Below are 15,811 nucleotides of genomic sequence, written 5' to 3' on the forward strand. Positions count from 1 at the left end.
GAATTATTTGTTCTGTGTAAGATTAAATGATGAGGTAAGTTTTCCTGAAGCGTTAAGCAGTTCGTAATAACGCCAGGTTATATCGGCACGGCTAAAGGTTTCGTTAAGCCTTGCCTGAAGCTGTTGCACATCGGCTTCCAGCAGGTCGTTTGTATCCGAAAGTCCGTTGTCGTATTTGTCTTTTACAATACGGTAGTTTTCACCGGCCTGGGTTACCGCTTCGGTATATACCCTGTTTTGCTTTACTGCCAGGTTGTAATTTTCAAGCGACTGCTGTACCTGTACTTTTACATTCTCGGTAAGCAAATCCAGTTGCTGGCGGGTTTCTTGCCTGCGGCTTTCGGCAGCCTTTACCTTTTTATTGTTTTTAAATATGCCTGCTATATCATAAGATACGCCTATACCCACGTTTGCCGCATTGTACAGCTCTACAAAATGAGGCACGTTTAGGTACACATACCCGGCACTAAGCCCTATGGTAGGGTAGTAGTCTGCCTTGGCTATTTTAATATTGCTTTCGGCAGCTTTTTCGGCAAACCGAAGTGCCTGCAGGTCGTTGCGTTGTGCTATGGCTTCGTTTTCGGTTACGGCAGGGCTAAGATTGCCGCTGTTTTTAAAGTAGCTGTCATTTACGCCCACTTTAGTACCTTCCGGCAAATGTAGCAGGGTAACAAGCTGGTAGTTTAACACCGCTACAGTCTTTTTGGCGTCTTCTAACGATAGTTCTACGTTGCTAGACTGTAGTTGTGCCTTTAGCAGGTCGTTTCGGGCTATAAGGCCGTTTTGTTCCATTGCGGTAAAATCTTTTACACGCTGGCGGGCACTCTTAAGGTTCTCTTCAATGAGTGTAACCGATTGCTGTGCCTTGTACAGGTTTGTATACAGCATTATGGTTTGCAATGCTATTTGTTCTTTAGTACCGGCAGCCGAATAGGTTTCTGCCTTATAGGCGTTTTCGCTTGCTGCAATACTGTTTTTAAGTTTAAAGCCCGAAAACAGCGGCATGCTTGCATTGGCAAAGCCGTACATAGCACTGTTTATGGTAGGGCTTGCCGTAGCAGTACCGCTACCTGAATCAGTACCCGAACTACTGCCCAGGGGCACTTTAAGGTTTAGGGTAGGGTCAGACACCCTTAAATACGATCCGGATACTTTTAAAGAGGGGTATACGTTGTTCTTAACGTTGTCCACTTCCAGTTTAGAGGTGGCTACCTTGGTATCGGCCAGGGTTGCTTCGGTGCTCTTGGTTACTGCAAGGTTTATGGCCTCGTCCAGCGAAAGTTTTGTTTCCTGGGCGCGCAGTGCCGCGGCGCTTAGCAACAGCAGGCTTAACGGCAGCAGTTGTTTAATGTTCATATGCCAATAGCGCTTTAATAGTTTGTTTAATGTGATGTGTAACGTGTGTTTCTATGTACTGCTCAAAATCCTCATCGGTTTGTAAACCCATGGTTTTTTCAAAGTAAAGTTTGTTGCTACGGAAGTGTACCAGCGTACCCATTACGGTAGCCGGAATAAGGTCTACATTTATGTCTTTTCTAAACACTCCCTGTACCTGTCCTTCGGCAATAATTTTCTTAAAAATTTCGGCATTTTCCCTCTTCGTTTCCATAAAGCTTTCCATCTCTATGATCCGCTTTTTTGTGCTTAATTCAAAGTGCATAATCTGGTACATACACTTGTTTTTATTAATGCGGTTTATGTAGAGGTCTACCAGTAAATCTATCTTCTCAAGAGGCGATACATTTTCGTTAGAAATGTTTTGGAGTTGCACTTTCATATCGCTGGTGCGGTAGGTGATGAGTGCCTCCAGCAGCTTTTCTTTTGAACCGAAATAATACGAGATCATGGCAATGTTTACATGCGCCTCACGCGCTATGGCGCGTATAGAGGTGCCGTCAAATCCTTCCTCTGCAAAGAGCCTTTCGGCAACCTGCAAAATCTCGATTTGCTTATCATTAAATTCAGCCATAACAATAGGTTTAAATTTCGATACAAAATTAAACAATCGTTTAAATTAAACGTTTGTTTAAATAGCGTATTAACATTTTTTTAACAGAAAACGGTTGCGAAAAGCATCATAAATAATTTCTATAGTAAGTATTTATAAATTTGATAACCAGTATTTTTAATTTGTTTATTTAATCCTTAACTTTACATTATTAAACAACGGGCATCAATTTTTTTTGTAGGTTGAAATTACGCTGATTTGCGCTCATATTAGTGTGGTTTGACACAAATTTAACAGCGTTATTACTCTACTTACGTAGTAGGGTAATTAAAATTATTCCTACTTTTGTAAGAACAGCATTAAGTAAAAACGCCTGCCCTATCCATAACTTTTATAAAAATGAAACACCCTATTTACATTGCAAATTACCTTAAGAGCGGTGTGCTGCCAGACATGCGCCATGTAGGTAAATGGATGGAAGATTTGTTCCAGTGGCTGTTTTGTATAGGGCCCCAGTTTGCCGACTATGATTACTTTGTGCAGCGTGAAAAAGAGCTTGAAACCACGTTTAGGGAGCTACTGATTTTATCTGGCGTGGCCGATGAAAAAGCGGAAAAAATTGTGGTTACACTGCACCAAAAAGCAGCCGAAATCCATGCCGGTTTAGAGGACGATTTAAAAGCGATTTTCAGGTATGACCCGGCGGCAAAATCCCGCTCGGAAGTACTGGTTTCTTACCCCGGTTTTTTTGCCATTTCTGTGTACCGCCTTGCGCATGAATTATGGGTTTTGCAGGTGCCTGTTTTGCCACGTATGTTAAGTGAATATGTACATGGAAAAACCGGTATAGATATACACCCGGGTGCTGTAATTGGCAAGCGTTTTTTTATAGATCACGGTACGGGAATAGTTGTTGGGGAAACCTCTGTTATAGGTAACGATGTAAAAATGTACCAGGGGGTAACGCTGGGTGCACTGAGTGTGCAGAAGCAGGATGCCGACACTAAAAGACACCCTTCTATAGGTAATGGTGTTACCATTTATGCTAACGCCACCATACTGGGTGGTGCCACGTTTATAGGGCACGGCAGTGTAATAGGGGGTAACGTTTGGCTTACGCATTCGGTGCCCGATGACTCGCTGGTGTACCACAAAAGCGAAATAACCATAAAAACCAAAGAGGTGTTTCCGGAACCTTTAAATTTTGTAATTTAATATTTATACTAAGATAGATTGATATATGAAAGCAAACAGCATTCTTGAAACCATAGGCAACACGCCGCACGTAAAGTTAAATAAACTGTTTCCCGGCCGTAATGTATGGACAAAACTGGAGCGTACTAACCCCGGCAGCAGCATTAAAGACCGCATAGCCCTGGCTATGATAGAAGATGCCGAGGCAAAAGGCATACTTACGCCAGACAGTGTTATAATAGAGCCTACATCGGGTAATACAGGTATTGGCCTGGCATTAGTGGCAGCTGTTAAAGGATATAAACTGATACTGGTAATGCCCGAAAGCATGAGTGTGGAACGCCGTAGGCTAATGTCTATTTACGGGGCGGAGTTTGAGCTTACCCCGCGCGAAAAAGGTATGAAGGGCGCCATAGAAAAGGCTGCCGAACTTACGGCAAGTACGCCTAACGCGTGGTCTCCAAGCCAGTTTGATAACCCTGCCAATACCGATGTGCACCGCCGTACTACGGCTCAGGAAATCATAGCTGATTTTCCTGACGGTATAGACTATATAATTACCGGTGTGGGTACAGGAGGCCACATAACAGGGGTAGCCGAGGTTTTAAAGAAGAAATGGCCAAACCTTAAGGTGTTTGCCGTAGAGCCAGAATTATCGCCTGTGTTAAGCGGAGGTGCTCCCGGGCCACACCCCATACAAGGTATAGGTGCAGGATTTGTGCCGGGTATTTATAACAGTAGTGTTATAGACGGTGTTATTCAGGTTAGTAAAGACGAAGCGTTTGATTTTGCACGCCGTGCAGCCCGTGAGGAGGGTACGCTTATAGGTATCTCAAGCGGGGCATCATTGGCGGCCGTTAGTAAAAAACTTGCTGAAGTTCCTGAAGATGCTACCGTGCTTACGTTTGCATACGACACAGGGGAGAGGTACCTGTCTGTAGAGGGGCTTTTTTAAGTCTAAAGTCTAAAGTCATAAAGTAAGAGATTCACTAAGAGTAGACTCTGGTTTTATCCATTACGTCAGTGCGAGGAACGAAGCAATCTAAAATATTGCTTTATATGGTTAATTAGATTGCCGCGGTCGTACCTCTCTCGCAATGACAGACACCACATACAACACAAAAGGCTGCCAATGGGCAGCCTTTTGTGTTGTATATAATTTTCAAATTGGTAGATTTTCAAATTGAAAAATTATTTTATCCTTATCTCAAACATTTTGTCCCACAGTTTACCGGTAACAAAAAACGTTTTGGTTTTAGGGTTATAGGCTATACCGTTCAGTACATCGGTTTCCGGGGTACGGGTTATTTTTTCGCTTAACGCTGTTAGGTCAAGCAGGCCTTCCACGCTACCTGTAACAGGGTCAAGTAGCACTATGGTATTGGTTTGATATATGTTGGCATATATTTTACCATCTACCCATTCCAGCTCGTTTAGCTCTTTTACCTTTTTGTCTTCGGCATATATGTTAACCGAGCTCACCTCTTTAAGCGTTTCAGGATCTAGTTTATATATTTTCTCAGACCCGTCACTTTGGTACAGGTTTTTATCATCGTGGGTAAGTCCCCATCCCTGTATGTCTTTAAAGTACTGAAACTCCTTTATTTTGTTCAGGTTGCCCGCATTGTATATAAATCCGGTGTTTTCCCTCCAAGTAAGCTGGTAAATCTTGTTGTTAAATACGGTAATTCCTTCGCCAAAGTACTTCCCATCCAGGCTTATCTGTTTGTAAGCTTTTCCGGTTTTGTAATCATTTTTGCGCAGTACAGATTGCTGGTACTGGCCTGTACCTTCTATAAGGGTGTCTTTATAAAACTCAAGCCCCTGTGTATAAGAGCCCGTATCGTGCGGGTAGGTATTTACAAGTTCAAATGAAAGCATCTTTGCCTTTACCGGGCTTATAACTTCTATTTGTCCGGTAGCTTCGGCGTTTTGCCCTTCATAATAAACCAGTGCCTTTATGTTTTGGTAGCCCAGGCGGCCTTCCTTCAGTATGGCATCAAGCTTTGCATCACCTTTTACGGTACCCACCTTTTCATTGTTTAGGTAGTATACTATAGAGTCTATTTGCTTTTTTTCGGGATTTTGCAGGGTTAACGGAAGCGTTTCACCGGGCTTATACTGGCCTTTTATGTTAGAAAAATCGATGCTGAATAAATTATTTTCAGTTTTTTCATTGCCTTTACAGCTAATTGCAAGGCTGCTTACAGCCAGTGCAGCCACGCCTAATGTAGTGGCAAATAATAATTTAGAAGCTTTCATTGATGTGTTTAAATATTGTAGCAATATACGATGCTGTTTATTATTGGGCAACAACACTTGCAAAAATATAAAATGGTTGTATATTTGCACCGGCAAGTCCTACACGACCAGCTCCTGCAGACTCCTCCAGGGTGGGAACGCAGCAAAGGTAAGCGGTTGTAGCGGTGCGATGTAGGTAGCTTGCCATTTTTTTCTTTTTTTGAGAACTACTGCACTATCTCCGTAAGGGGATTTTTTTGTTTATACACCTTTCGTATCTTCACACAAAACACAGCGGCATGAAGTATCTTGTATATCTTGTTTACGGCGGCGTACAATACAACCAGGAGGCTTTGTACGCGCTGATGTCGTTTTATAAGTACCATGCCGGTAACAATATTACGGTGGTATTGTATACCGATGATGAAGCATTTTTCAACAGCCGATTACCACAGGGAGTGGTGTATGTAGGGCTTTCGCCCGAAACCATAACCGAGTGGAAAGGCGCATCGGGTTTTAACCACAGGTTAAAGATAAAAGCCCTGCAAGATGCCTGTACGCGGTTTGAAGGAAGCATACTATACTGCGATACCGATACCCACTTTACCCAAAATGCCGAATATTTATTTACTACTATAGCACAGGGTGGCATTGTATTCCACAAGGCAGAAGGCGCACTTGCTACCGGCAAGGGCAATGTAGCCCGTAAGATGCGGGCGTTTTTTGTGGAAAATCAGGAGTTCACCATCCCTTCAGAATCGCAGTCTTTGCACATTACCAGTGCCCTACAGGTTTGGAATGCAGGGGTTATAGGTTTTTCTACCCAATACGCTCACGTGTTACAAAAAGTGCTGGAACTTACCGATGCTTTTTGCCAGAAGTCAGATATTTTCGTGTTGGAACAGGTAGCCTTCAACTATTACTTTCAGCAGTTGGCGGTACCTGTATCGGCGGAAAAAGAGGTAGAACATTATTGGTATTTTAAGGAGTTCAGGCAGGTGCTTGCGCATTTTTTTCAATATCACAGCAGTACGCCATTGAATGTATTAGTTGCAGAAACCGATAAAATACTGCCTTATAATCTTTCGGAGGAAAAACGCGCTTACAAACGTATGGGCTTTTGGCAAAAACAATGGACAAAACTTAGCAAAGGGGCTAAATGGCGCATAACGCCTTACAGGCTGTAACGGAATGCCAAACTTTTGGTATTTTAGCTCCGCAAAAACAAAAACATCAAATTTCTAAACAACGTAAATGAGTAAAGTAGTATTTATAACCGGTGCTTCGTCGGGTATAGGGAAGTCTATAGGAGAGTTCCTGCACCAAAAAGGCTATAAGGTGTACGGCACCAGCCGCAATCCTAAAACCGTAATAGGCTCGTTGTTTCCGCTCGTAGCGCTTGATGTGCGCAATGCCGAAAGCATAAAATCAGCAGTGAATCAGGTTATTGCAGAAGCCGGAGCTATAGATGTACTGGTAAACAATGCAGGGGTAGGCATAACCGGCCCCATTGAAGAAATCCCCGCAGATGAAATACGCAACAACTTTGAAGTGAACTTTATAGGCCCCATAGAGGTAATGAAAGCCGTTTTGCCCCAAATGCGCGCCCAAAAAAGTGGCCTTATTATTAATATAACCAGTATTGCGGGCTATATGGGCCTACCGTACCGGGGTGTTTATTCGGCATCAAAAGGTGCTTTAGAACTGGTTTCAGAGGCCATACGCATGGAGGTTAAGGGTTTTGGCATCAACGTTACCACAGTAGCTCCGGGCGATTTTGCCACAAATATTGCTGCAGGCCGATACCACGCGCCTCTTGTTACAGGCTCTGCTTACGAAGTACCTTACGGTAACACCTTAAAAACCATGAACGAGCACGTAGACACCGGCAGCGACCCGGCTGAAATGGCAGAAGCCGTTTATGCCATTATGCAGGCAGGGAAACCAAAAGTGCATTACAGGGTAGGGGCGTTTATGCAAAAGTTTTCTATTGTATTAAAGAAAATCCTGCCCGATAAAGTGTACGAAAAAATGCTTATGAACCATTATAAATTGTAGTTTTGTACCTGTTTTTAAACATAAAATAACACAACATGAAATTTTTTATTGATACTGCAAACCTTGCACAGATAAAAGAAGCCCAGGAACTTGGTGTTCTTGATGGGGTAACTACTAACCCGTCGCTTATGGCTAAAGAGGGTATTACCGGAAAAAATAATATCCTGAAGCACTATGTAGACATCTGCAACATTTCAGATGGCGATGTTAGTGCAGAGGTTATTGCTATAGACTACGACGGCATGATTCGCGAGGGCGAGGAGCTTGCTGATCTGCATGAGCGTATTGTGGTAAAGCTTCCGCTTACTAAAGAGGGTATTAAGGCATGTAAATATTTTTCAGATAAAGGTATTAAAACCAACGTTACGCTTGTGTTTTCTGCAGGGCAGGCGCTTCTTGCTGCCAAGGCAGGTGCTACTTACGTATCGCCATTCATAGGCCGCCTGGACGATATTTCTACAGATGGTCTTAACCTGATTGAAGAAATCCGTGAAATCTATGACAACTACGGTTTTGAAACAGAAATCCTTGCAGCTTCTGTACGCCACACTATGCATATTGTAAACTGTGCCAAGATAGGTGCAGATGTTATTACAGGGCCGCTTAGTGCCATTACAGGCTTACTAAAACACCCGCTAACCGACTTAGGATTAGCGCAGTTCCTTGCTGATTACGCTAAGGGTAACCAATAAGATATTGGCTGTTATAAAAATATTTGTTAAAAGCTAAGGTTCTTAAAAAGTTTTCTTTATACCTTTGCCTGAGTCAAAACAGACAAAAAAATATGATATTTAATCAACTGCATCATCATCATTTCAGCACTGGCTCAAACGCGAGGAGGAAATGATATGGCAGTAATCTAAAATATTCCACAAACCCGTTTGAGTAATCAGGCGGGTTTTTTGTTTGGCTTTATTTTCCTTCCCATACGCCCCGCTCCGTTACTCAGGCACATTGCACACTAAAAATGAGTATATTAAAAATCGCGGTCCAGAAAAGTGGCCGCCTGAGCGAAAAATCACTACAACTGCTTGCCGATTGCGGCATTAAAATTTCTAACGGAGAGCGCAGGCTTAAGGCTGTTTCGCCGAATTTCCCCATAGAGGTTCTGTTCCTGCGCGATGACGACATTCCGCAATACGTAGAAGAGGGCGTAGCCGATGCAGGCATGCTGGGCGAAAATGAAGTTTGGGAAAAAGACAAAAATGTAACGGTTATAAAAAAGCTGGGTTTTGCTTCATGCCGCCTTTCATTAGCCGTACCTAAAGATGCCAACTATGCAGGCCCTCAGTATTTTAGTGGAAAAAAAGTAGCTACCAGCTACCCGGTAATCCTTCAGAAATTCTTTGACCAAAACAACTTGGATACTGCGATAGAAACCATAAGCGGTAGCGTAGAAATAGCACCTGCAATAGGCCTTGCCGATGGTATTTTCGATATAGTAAGCACTGGAAGTACCCTGCAAATCAACGGTCTTAAAGAGGTTGAGGTAGTTACAAAAAGCGAAGCGGTACTTATAAGTAATCCTAATCTTTCTGCCGAAAAACAACAAATATTAGATAAGTTATTGTTTCGTATACAGTCGGTTAAAAACGCTGCCGAAAACAAATACATTCTCCTTAACGCTCCTGATAAAGCAATCCCCGAAATTATAAAAATACTGCCCGGCATGAAAAGCCCTACAGTACTTCCCTTAGCCGAAGCGGGGTGGAGCAGCATACACTCGGTTATCCGCGAGGATGCTTTTTGGGATATTATTGACCAATTGAAAGCCCTTGGTGCTGAGGGAATTTTGGTTACTAATGTGGAGAAAATGATTTTGTAGTTCCATCTGTCGTTGCGAGGAGGTACCACGAAGCAATCTAATAAGTACAGCAAACTTTATGACTTTACAAACGTTCAACTTTACGACTTAACAATGAAAAAAATACTCAACCCCGATAAAACCCAATGGCAAAACCTTTTTGCCCGCCCTTCACTCGATGTGCAGGACTTAAATACTTTGGTACAACAAGTTTTTACCGAAATAAAACAAAATGGCGACACAGCGGTAGCCAAGTATACCCAACTTTTTGATGGCGTAACTCTTAATTCTCTGGAAGTTACTGCCGATGAAATTCAGGAGGCAGCGGCTGTTGTTCCCGATGAACTTAAACTTGCTATTCAATTAGCTAAAGGAAACATAGAAAAATTTCACGCTGCCCAAAACCAAGAAAGGCAGATAATAGAAACTATGCAGGGCGTTACCTGCTGGCGCGAAAGCCGTGCTATAGAAAAAGTGGGTATTTACATTCCGGGCGGTTCTGCGCCGTTGTTTTCTACCGTGCTTATGCTGGCGGTTCCGGCTGCTATAGCGGGCTGTGCCGAAATTGTACTGTGCACACCCCCCGACAAGAAAGGTAAAATCAATCCGGCTATACTATACACGGCACAGCTTGCCGGAGTGAGCAAAATTTACAAAGTAGGTGGCATACAGGCGATTGGCGCAATGGCGTTCGGTACGCAGAGCATTCCTAAGGTAGATAAGATTTTTGGGCCAGGTAACCAGTACGTAACCGCTGCCAAGCAAGCTGCTTTTGCCGCCGGGGTAGCGATTGACCTGCCTGCGGGACCAAGCGAACTGCTGGTTATAGCTGATACTACCGCTAATGCTGCGTTTGTGGCGGCCGACCTGCTAAGTCAGGCCGAACACGGAGCCGACAGTCAGGTGGTACTTGTAACGACCAGTGAGGGTTTTGGAAACAGTGTACTTGCCGAAATAAATGCACAAGTGGCGGCACTGCCCCGCGAGGCTGTTGCCCAAAAGGCACTGGACAACAGCAGGATTATTGTATTGCCCGATACTGCAAGCTGCATAGAGTTTAGTAACGGGTATGCCCCAGAACACCTTATTATTGCTACCGCCGATGCCGATGCTCTGGCAGAAAAGGTAACCAATGCTGGTTCGGTTTTCATCGGGAACTACAGTTGCGAAAGCGCCGGTGATTATGCCAGTGGCACCAACCACACCCTGCCTACAAACGGCTATGCCCGCAACTATAGCGGGGTATCTTTAGACAGTTTTGTAAAGAAAATAACCTTCCAGAAAATCACGGCGCAGGGTCTTCAGAACATAGGCCCCGCTATAGAAGCCATGGCAGCCGCCGAGCAGCTACAGGCACACAAAAATGCAGTAACCATCCGTTTAAAATCATTGCAGAATGTTTAGTTTAGAAAAAATAGCACGCCCAAATATATTGGCTTTAAAGCCCTACAGTTCTGCCCGCGATGAGTTTAAAGGAACTGCTACCGCTTACCTGGATGCTAACGAAAACCCGTTTGGCACGCTAAACCGTTACCCGGATCCGCTACAAAAGCAGTTGAAAGATAAGTTGGCAGAAATTAAAAGTGTTTCGGCAGAAAACATTTTTGTAGGCAACGGTAGTGACGAGGCCATAGACCTGTGTTTCCGTATTTTCTGCGAACCAGGCAAGGATAAGGCGCTTACCTTTACGCCCACGTATGGTATGTATAAGGTATCGGCAGATATTAATAATGTGTCGCTTATAGAAGTACCGCTTACCGATGATTTCCAGATTGATATTGATACTGCTTTACCATTATTAAAAGACGGGCAATTAAAACTGGTTTTCCTGTGTTCGCCAAACAACCCAACAGGGAACTTCCTGAACGATGTTGAAACCATACTGCAAAACTTCAGCGGTATTGTGGTGGTAGATGAGGCGTATATTGATTTTGCCAATGCCGCTTCACTTTCGCAAAAGTTGGCACTATATCCTAACCTGGTCGTGTTGCAAACCCTTAGCAAAGCCTGGGGTTTGGCGGCTGCACGGGTTGGGCTGGCTTTTGCTAATGCACCCGTTATAAACTTGTTTAATAAAGTAAAACCACCATACAACATCAGCCGCATTAACTATGAGGCAGCACTTGCCGCCCTTGAAAATGCTGATACTGTGGAAAAACAAAAACAGGTGTTGTTATCCGAAAGAGAGAACCTTGTTAACGCTTTGGCACAACTTCCCATCACCAAAAAAATATATCCTACCGATGCTAATTTTGTATTGGTTGAGGTAACCGATGCCGATGGTATTTACAGCGCCTTGGTACAAAAAGGCATCATCTTGCGCAACCGTAATACCGTAGTGCCGGGTTGCCTGCGCGTCACCATCGGTACACCGGAAGAAAACACCTTACTCATCAATACCCTAAAGTCCCTGTAATTATGAAAAAAGTACTCTTTATAGACCGCGACGGTACCCTTGTTATAGAACCACCTGTTGATTATCAGCTGGATTCCTTGGAAAAGTTGGAGTTTTATCCCAGTGTGTTTTCAGGATTGGGGAAAATAGCAAAAGAACTCGATTATGAGTTGGTTATGGTTACCAATCAGGACGGACTTGGTACGGCTTCGTTCCCGGAAGCTACGTTTTGGCCTGCCCAAAACAAAATAATACAGGCGTTTGAAAACGAAGGCATCCGCTTTAGCGAAGTACTTATAGACCGTAGTTTCCCTGAGGACAACCTGCCTACCCGCAAGCCTGGTACGGGTATGCTGACGCACTATATAAAAGGCAATTATGATTTGGCCAACAGTTTTGTAATAGGCGATCGGCTTACCGATGTGCAGCTTGCAGAAAATCTCGGGTGCCAGTCGATTTTTATTGGTACAGACTGCGCTAGTGCGACGCTGTGCGAAACGCGTTGGGATGCGATTTACCGCTACCTTAAGCAAAAGCCCAGGACAGGTAGCGTGGTACGTAAGACCAATGAAACCAATATAAGCGTTACCGTAAACCTTGATGATAACAGTAAAACGGAGATAAATACCGGGTTGGCATTTTTCGACCACATGCTCGATCAGGTATCGCGTCACGGAGAAGTAGGGCTTATTATTGATGTAAAAGGCGATCTTGAGGTAGACGAACACCACACTATTGAAGATACTGCACTGGCGCTAGGCGATGCATTTTTACAGGCATTGGGCAGTAAAAAGGGGATAGAACGCTATGGCTTTTTATTACCTATGGACGATTGTTTGGCACAAGTAGGCATTGATTTTGGAGGAAGGCCCTGGCTGGTTTGGGATGCCGATTTCAAACGCGAAAAAATAGGGGAAATGCCCACCGAAATGTTCCTGCACTTTTTTAAATCGTTTACCGATACTGCAAAGTGCAACCTGAACATTAAAGCAGAAGGTACCAACGAGCACCACAAAATAGAAGCCATATTTAAGGCGTTTGCGAAAGCCATACGCATGGCGGTGTCTAAGACCAATAATTATAACATACCCAGTACAAAAGGAACACTATGATAGCCATTGTAAAATATAATGCGGGGAATACGCTCTCGGTAGAAAATGCTGTAAAACGCCTTGGTTATAGATGCGAGGTAACCGATGATCCTGTAAAACTGAACGCTGCGGATAAAGTAATTTTTCCGGGGGTGGGGCATGCGGCTCCGGCTATGGCTTACCTTAAGGAGCGCGGACTGGATGAGGTAATTAAAAATCTTACCCAACCCGTGCTGGGCATTTGCCTGGGCATGCAGTTAATGTGCTGTTTTTCGGAAGAAGGTGAAACCGAAGGGCTGGGAATTTTTGATACTGATGTGCTAAAGTTTCTGCCGGAAGACAAAGTACCTCACATGGGCTGGAATACGGTTCAGCATCTTGATAGTACATTGTTTAAAGGTATAGTACCAGATGCCGATTTTTATTTTGTACACAGTTATTACGCCGGGTTAAGCGATAATTCGTCAGGCGTATGCCGGTATATACAGCCGTTTAGCGCGGCATTGCAAAAAGATAATTATTATGCCGTACAGTTTCACCCCGAAAAATCAGGGCCTGTTGGAGCGCAGCTACTAAAAAACTTTTTAGAATTATGAAAATTATTCCGGCTATAGATATAATAAATGGTAAGTGCGTGCGCCTTACCCAGGGCGATTATGCACAACAGAAAACCTATAACGAGAACCCGCTTGAGGTGGCTAAAATGTACGAAGATGCCGGTATACAGTACCTGCACCTGGTAGACCTTGATGGAGCCAAACAGGGGCAAATTGTTAACTATAAGGTACTGGAAAGTATTGCCAGTCAAACAAAACTTGCTGTTGACTTTGGCGGAGGCCTTAAAACCGATACCGATATAGAAACCGCTTTTAGTAGTGGGGCAGCTCAGGTTACTGCGGGCAGTATTGCCGTAAAGCAACCGGAAACCGTGTACGCCTGGCTTGAAAAATACGGTACCAATAAAATTATTCTGGGGGCCGATTGCCGTAACCGGAAAATAGCGGTTAGTGGCTGGCTGGAAGAAAGCACCCTTGATGTAGTTGATTTTATTAAAGACTGTTCCGGGAAGGGAATACAGTCGGTTATTTGTACCGACATTAGTAAAGACGGTATGCTGCAAGGCCCTTCGTTTGAACTTTATGGGGAGATTTTGGAACAGGCCAATGTGGGGCTGATTGCCAGCGGAGGCGTTACTACTATGGATGATCTGTACAAGCTAAAGGAAATGGGTTGTGCCGGTGCTATCATTGGCAAAGCGATTTATGAAGGAAACATTACACTAACCCAACTGAGAGCGCTATGCTAAAGAAAAGGATAATTCCCTGCCTGGATATTAAGGACAACAGGGTAGTAAAGGGAGTGAATTTTGTGGGACTCACCGATGCCGGTAACCCTGTGGAGCTGGCGGCGCGCTATGCACAGGAAGGTGCCGATGAGTTGGTATTCCTGGACATAACCGCTACGGTAGAAAAGCGCAAAACCCTTGCGGGACTGGTTACCGAAGTGGCTTCGCAAATTAACATACCGTTTACCGTGGGCGGAGGTATAAACACCGCCGCTGATGCCGAATATCTTATTCGGAGCGGTGCAGACAAAGTGAGCCTAAATTCATCGGCGGTAAAAAATCCTCAACTGATTAAGGAGATAGCCGATAACCTGGGCTGCCAGGCGGTGGTGGTTGCCATAGATGCAAAACGTACCAACGGTTTTTGGGAGGTATACGTTAGTGGCGGGCGTACTGCTACAGGGCTTTCAGTAACCGAATGGGCACAACAGGCAGAACAACTGGGCGCGGGCGAAATACTGCTTACCTCTATGGATAAGGACGGTACCAAAAGCGGCTTTGCAATAGAGCTACTCAACGAGGTGTGTGCCGTAACAAATATTCCGGTAATTGCATCGGGAGGGGCAGGAAGTAAGGCGCATTTCGCGGAGGTTTTTACACAAACCGATGTTACCGCAGCACTGGCAGCGAGCCTGTTCCACTATGATGAGCTTGCCATTCCTGATTTGAAAAACTACTTAAAGCAACAAAATATATCTGTACGATGATAAAACCCGATTTTGATAAAACAGGAGGATTGATTCCCGCTATTATACAGGATGCTGCCACCGCTCAGGTGCTTATGCTGGGCTATATGAATGCAGAAGCCCTTGCCCAAACACAGGCGGAAGGGCGCGTAACGTTTTTTAGCCGTAGCAAGAACAGGCTTTGGACAAAAGGAGAAACTTCGGGCAACTATCTTACGGTGAAGGATATAAAAATAGACTGCGATAACGATACCCTGCTGATTCAGGTGCAACCGCAAGGCCCGGTATGCCATACGGGTACGCAAACCTGTTTTGGTGAGGGGAGCACCAAAGGTTTTTTGTACCAGCTTGAGCAAACCATTGCAAGCCGTGCCGAGAGCGGCGATGAAAACTCGTATACTAATTCGTTATTAAAGCGGGGTATTAATAAAATAGCCCAAAAAGTAGGCGAGGAGGCTGTTGAGGTAGTTATTGAAGCCAAGGACAACAACGACGAACTCTTTAAAAACGAGTCGGCTGATTTGTTATTCCATTTTTTGGTTTTGCTACGTGCAAAAGGTTTTACCCTTGAAGATATAGAGCAGATACTTAAATCCCGCTCAAGATAAAAAATCCGTGTAACGTACTCGTTACACGGATTTCTTGTATTTACTGGCTTAGTAACGCTTGTGCCTGGCCCAGACCACCTGCGTTTACTACGTTTTGTATGCCACTGCTTTCCAGTATAGATTTTGCCTGGGCGCTACGCATACCGCTGCGGCAAAACACTACTACCTGCTCTTTACTTTTAAACCGGGCGAGCTGGCTGCGAAGGTTATCTAACGGTATATTTACCGCGCCCTTTACACTGCCGGAAGCAAATTCGCCGGGTGAGCGTACATCTACTATAAAAGCGTTGGGTTGTATTTCTGTGGGTTTATTATTCCCAAACAGGTTTTTTAATAATCCGAACATAACTGTATTTTTTTTTGTAAATGTAATGTAATGCAGGGTTCTGCTTGGTTACATTTGTTACACAGGTATGTATAATTGTTTTAAACTCCTCTATA

General features: G+C 44.1%; 17 protein-coding genes and 1 other RNA gene. 14 read left to right on the forward strand and 4 right to left on the reverse strand.

Features of this window, described 5'->3' with window-relative positions; translation table 11 throughout:
* Positions 1 to 3: 3 nt before the first annotated feature.
* Positions 4 to 1,356 carry a TolC family protein gene (locus ACLI08_RS12685; protein WP_411428866.1) on the reverse strand — a complete coding sequence of 451 codons (1,353 nt, stop codon included), beginning with the start codon at positions 1,354 to 1,356 and terminating at the stop codon, positions 4 to 6.
* Positions 1,346 to 1,969: a TetR/AcrR family transcriptional regulator gene (locus ACLI08_RS12690; RefSeq protein ID WP_411428867.1), complete on the reverse strand. Its 624-nt coding sequence runs from the start codon at positions 1,967 to 1,969 to the stop codon at positions 1,346 to 1,348. The genes ACLI08_RS12685 and ACLI08_RS12690 overlap by 11 nt, the downstream gene beginning before the upstream one ends.
* Before the next feature lie 378 nt (positions 1,970 to 2,347).
* On the opposite strand from ACLI08_RS12690, the gene epsC reads away from it, so the two are divergent.
* Together epsC and cysK are read left to right on the forward strand one after the other, a co-directional pair.
* Positions 2,348 to 3,163: a serine O-acetyltransferase EpsC gene (gene epsC / locus ACLI08_RS12695; protein ID WP_411428868.1), complete on the forward strand. Its 816-nt coding sequence runs from the start codon at positions 2,348 to 2,350 to the stop codon at positions 3,161 to 3,163.
* Positions 3,164 to 3,188: 25 nt separating this feature from the next.
* Entirely contained in the window at positions 3,189 to 4,097 is a 909-nt protein-coding gene (gene cysK, locus ACLI08_RS12700; RefSeq protein ID WP_411428869.1) for a cysteine synthase A, read from the forward strand.
* Between the two features lie 236 nt (positions 4,098 to 4,333).
* Here the strand turns inward: cysK and ACLI08_RS12705 are convergent, their stop codons facing one another.
* Positions 4,334 to 5,404, reverse strand: coding sequence for a glutaminyl-peptide cyclotransferase (locus tag ACLI08_RS12705; protein ID WP_411428870.1), 1,071 nt, complete (start codon positions 5,402 to 5,404; stop codon positions 4,334 to 4,336).
* 90 nt (positions 5,405 to 5,494) lie between these two features.
* Between ACLI08_RS12705 and ffs the strand changes: the two genes are divergently transcribed.
* From ffs to hisIE, 12 genes are all read left to right on the forward strand, one after another.
* Positions 5,495 to 5,593, forward strand: an RNA gene (gene ffs / locus ACLI08_RS12710) — signal recognition particle sRNA small type.
* An 89-nt stretch (positions 5,594 to 5,682) separates the two neighbouring features.
* Complete coding sequence (locus ACLI08_RS12715; protein ID WP_411428871.1) at positions 5,683 to 6,570, forward strand: hypothetical protein; 888 nt, start codon at positions 5,683 to 5,685, stop codon at positions 6,568 to 6,570.
* A 67-nt stretch (positions 6,571 to 6,637) separates the two neighbouring features.
* Complete coding sequence (locus ACLI08_RS12720) at positions 6,638 to 7,441, forward strand: SDR family oxidoreductase (RefSeq protein WP_411428872.1); 804 nt, start codon at positions 6,638 to 6,640, stop codon at positions 7,439 to 7,441.
* A gap of 35 nt (positions 7,442 to 7,476) precedes the next feature.
* Positions 7,477 to 8,133 (forward strand): fructose-6-phosphate aldolase, encoded by a 657-nt coding sequence (gene fsa, locus ACLI08_RS12725; RefSeq protein ID WP_411428873.1) that lies wholly within the window; start codon positions 7,477 to 7,479, stop codon positions 8,131 to 8,133.
* Positions 8,134 to 8,408: 275 nt separating this feature from the next.
* A complete protein-coding gene (gene hisG / locus ACLI08_RS12730; protein WP_411428874.1) occupies positions 8,409 to 9,266 on the forward strand; it encodes an ATP phosphoribosyltransferase in 858 nt (285 codons plus the stop codon).
* A gap of 93 nt (positions 9,267 to 9,359) precedes the next feature.
* Positions 9,360 to 10,649, forward strand: a complete 1,290-nt coding sequence (hisD, locus tag ACLI08_RS12735) for a histidinol dehydrogenase (RefSeq protein WP_411428875.1) — start codon at positions 9,360 to 9,362, stop codon at positions 10,647 to 10,649.
* On the forward strand, positions 10,642 to 11,661 hold the full coding sequence (gene hisC / locus ACLI08_RS12740) for a histidinol-phosphate transaminase (RefSeq protein ID WP_411428876.1): 1,020 nt from the start codon (positions 10,642 to 10,644) through the stop codon (positions 11,659 to 11,661). The genes hisD and hisC overlap by 8 nt, the downstream gene beginning before the upstream one ends.
* Positions 11,662 to 11,663: 2 nt before the next feature.
* Positions 11,664 to 12,752, forward strand: coding sequence for a bifunctional histidinol-phosphatase/imidazoleglycerol-phosphate dehydratase HisB (hisB, locus tag ACLI08_RS12745; RefSeq protein WP_411428877.1), 1,089 nt, complete (start codon positions 11,664 to 11,666; stop codon positions 12,750 to 12,752).
* A complete protein-coding gene (hisH, locus tag ACLI08_RS12750) occupies positions 12,749 to 13,327 on the forward strand; it encodes an imidazole glycerol phosphate synthase subunit HisH (RefSeq protein ID WP_411428878.1) in 579 nt (192 codons plus the stop codon). Before hisB ends, hisH begins: the two co-directional genes overlap by 4 nt.
* Positions 13,324 to 14,037, forward strand: coding sequence for a 1-(5-phosphoribosyl)-5-[(5-phosphoribosylamino)methylideneamino]imidazole-4-carboxamide isomerase (hisA, locus tag ACLI08_RS12755; protein ID WP_411428879.1), 714 nt, complete (start codon positions 13,324 to 13,326; stop codon positions 14,035 to 14,037). The genes hisH and hisA overlap by 4 nt, the downstream gene beginning before the upstream one ends.
* Positions 14,031 to 14,783 carry an imidazole glycerol phosphate synthase subunit HisF gene (gene hisF / locus ACLI08_RS12760; RefSeq protein WP_411428880.1) on the forward strand — a complete coding sequence of 251 codons (753 nt, stop codon included), beginning with the start codon at positions 14,031 to 14,033 and terminating at the stop codon, positions 14,781 to 14,783. The genes hisA and hisF overlap by 7 nt, the downstream gene beginning before the upstream one ends.
* Positions 14,780 to 15,370 (forward strand): bifunctional phosphoribosyl-AMP cyclohydrolase/phosphoribosyl-ATP diphosphatase HisIE, encoded by a 591-nt coding sequence (gene hisIE, locus ACLI08_RS12765; RefSeq protein WP_411428881.1) that lies wholly within the window; start codon positions 14,780 to 14,782, stop codon positions 15,368 to 15,370. Before hisF ends, hisIE begins: the two co-directional genes overlap by 4 nt.
* A gap of 40 nt (positions 15,371 to 15,410) precedes the next feature.
* Here hisIE and ACLI08_RS12770 read toward each other — a convergent pair whose 3' ends face one another.
* Positions 15,411 to 15,716, reverse strand: coding sequence for a rhodanese-like domain-containing protein (locus tag ACLI08_RS12770; RefSeq protein ID WP_411428882.1), 306 nt, complete (start codon positions 15,714 to 15,716; stop codon positions 15,411 to 15,413).
* Between the last annotated feature and the right edge of the window lie 95 nt (positions 15,717 to 15,811).

This window comes from Flavobacterium sp. RNTU_13 (assembly GCF_046614455.1).
Classification (GTDB): Bacteria; Bacteroidota; Bacteroidia; order Flavobacteriales; family Flavobacteriaceae; genus Flavobacterium.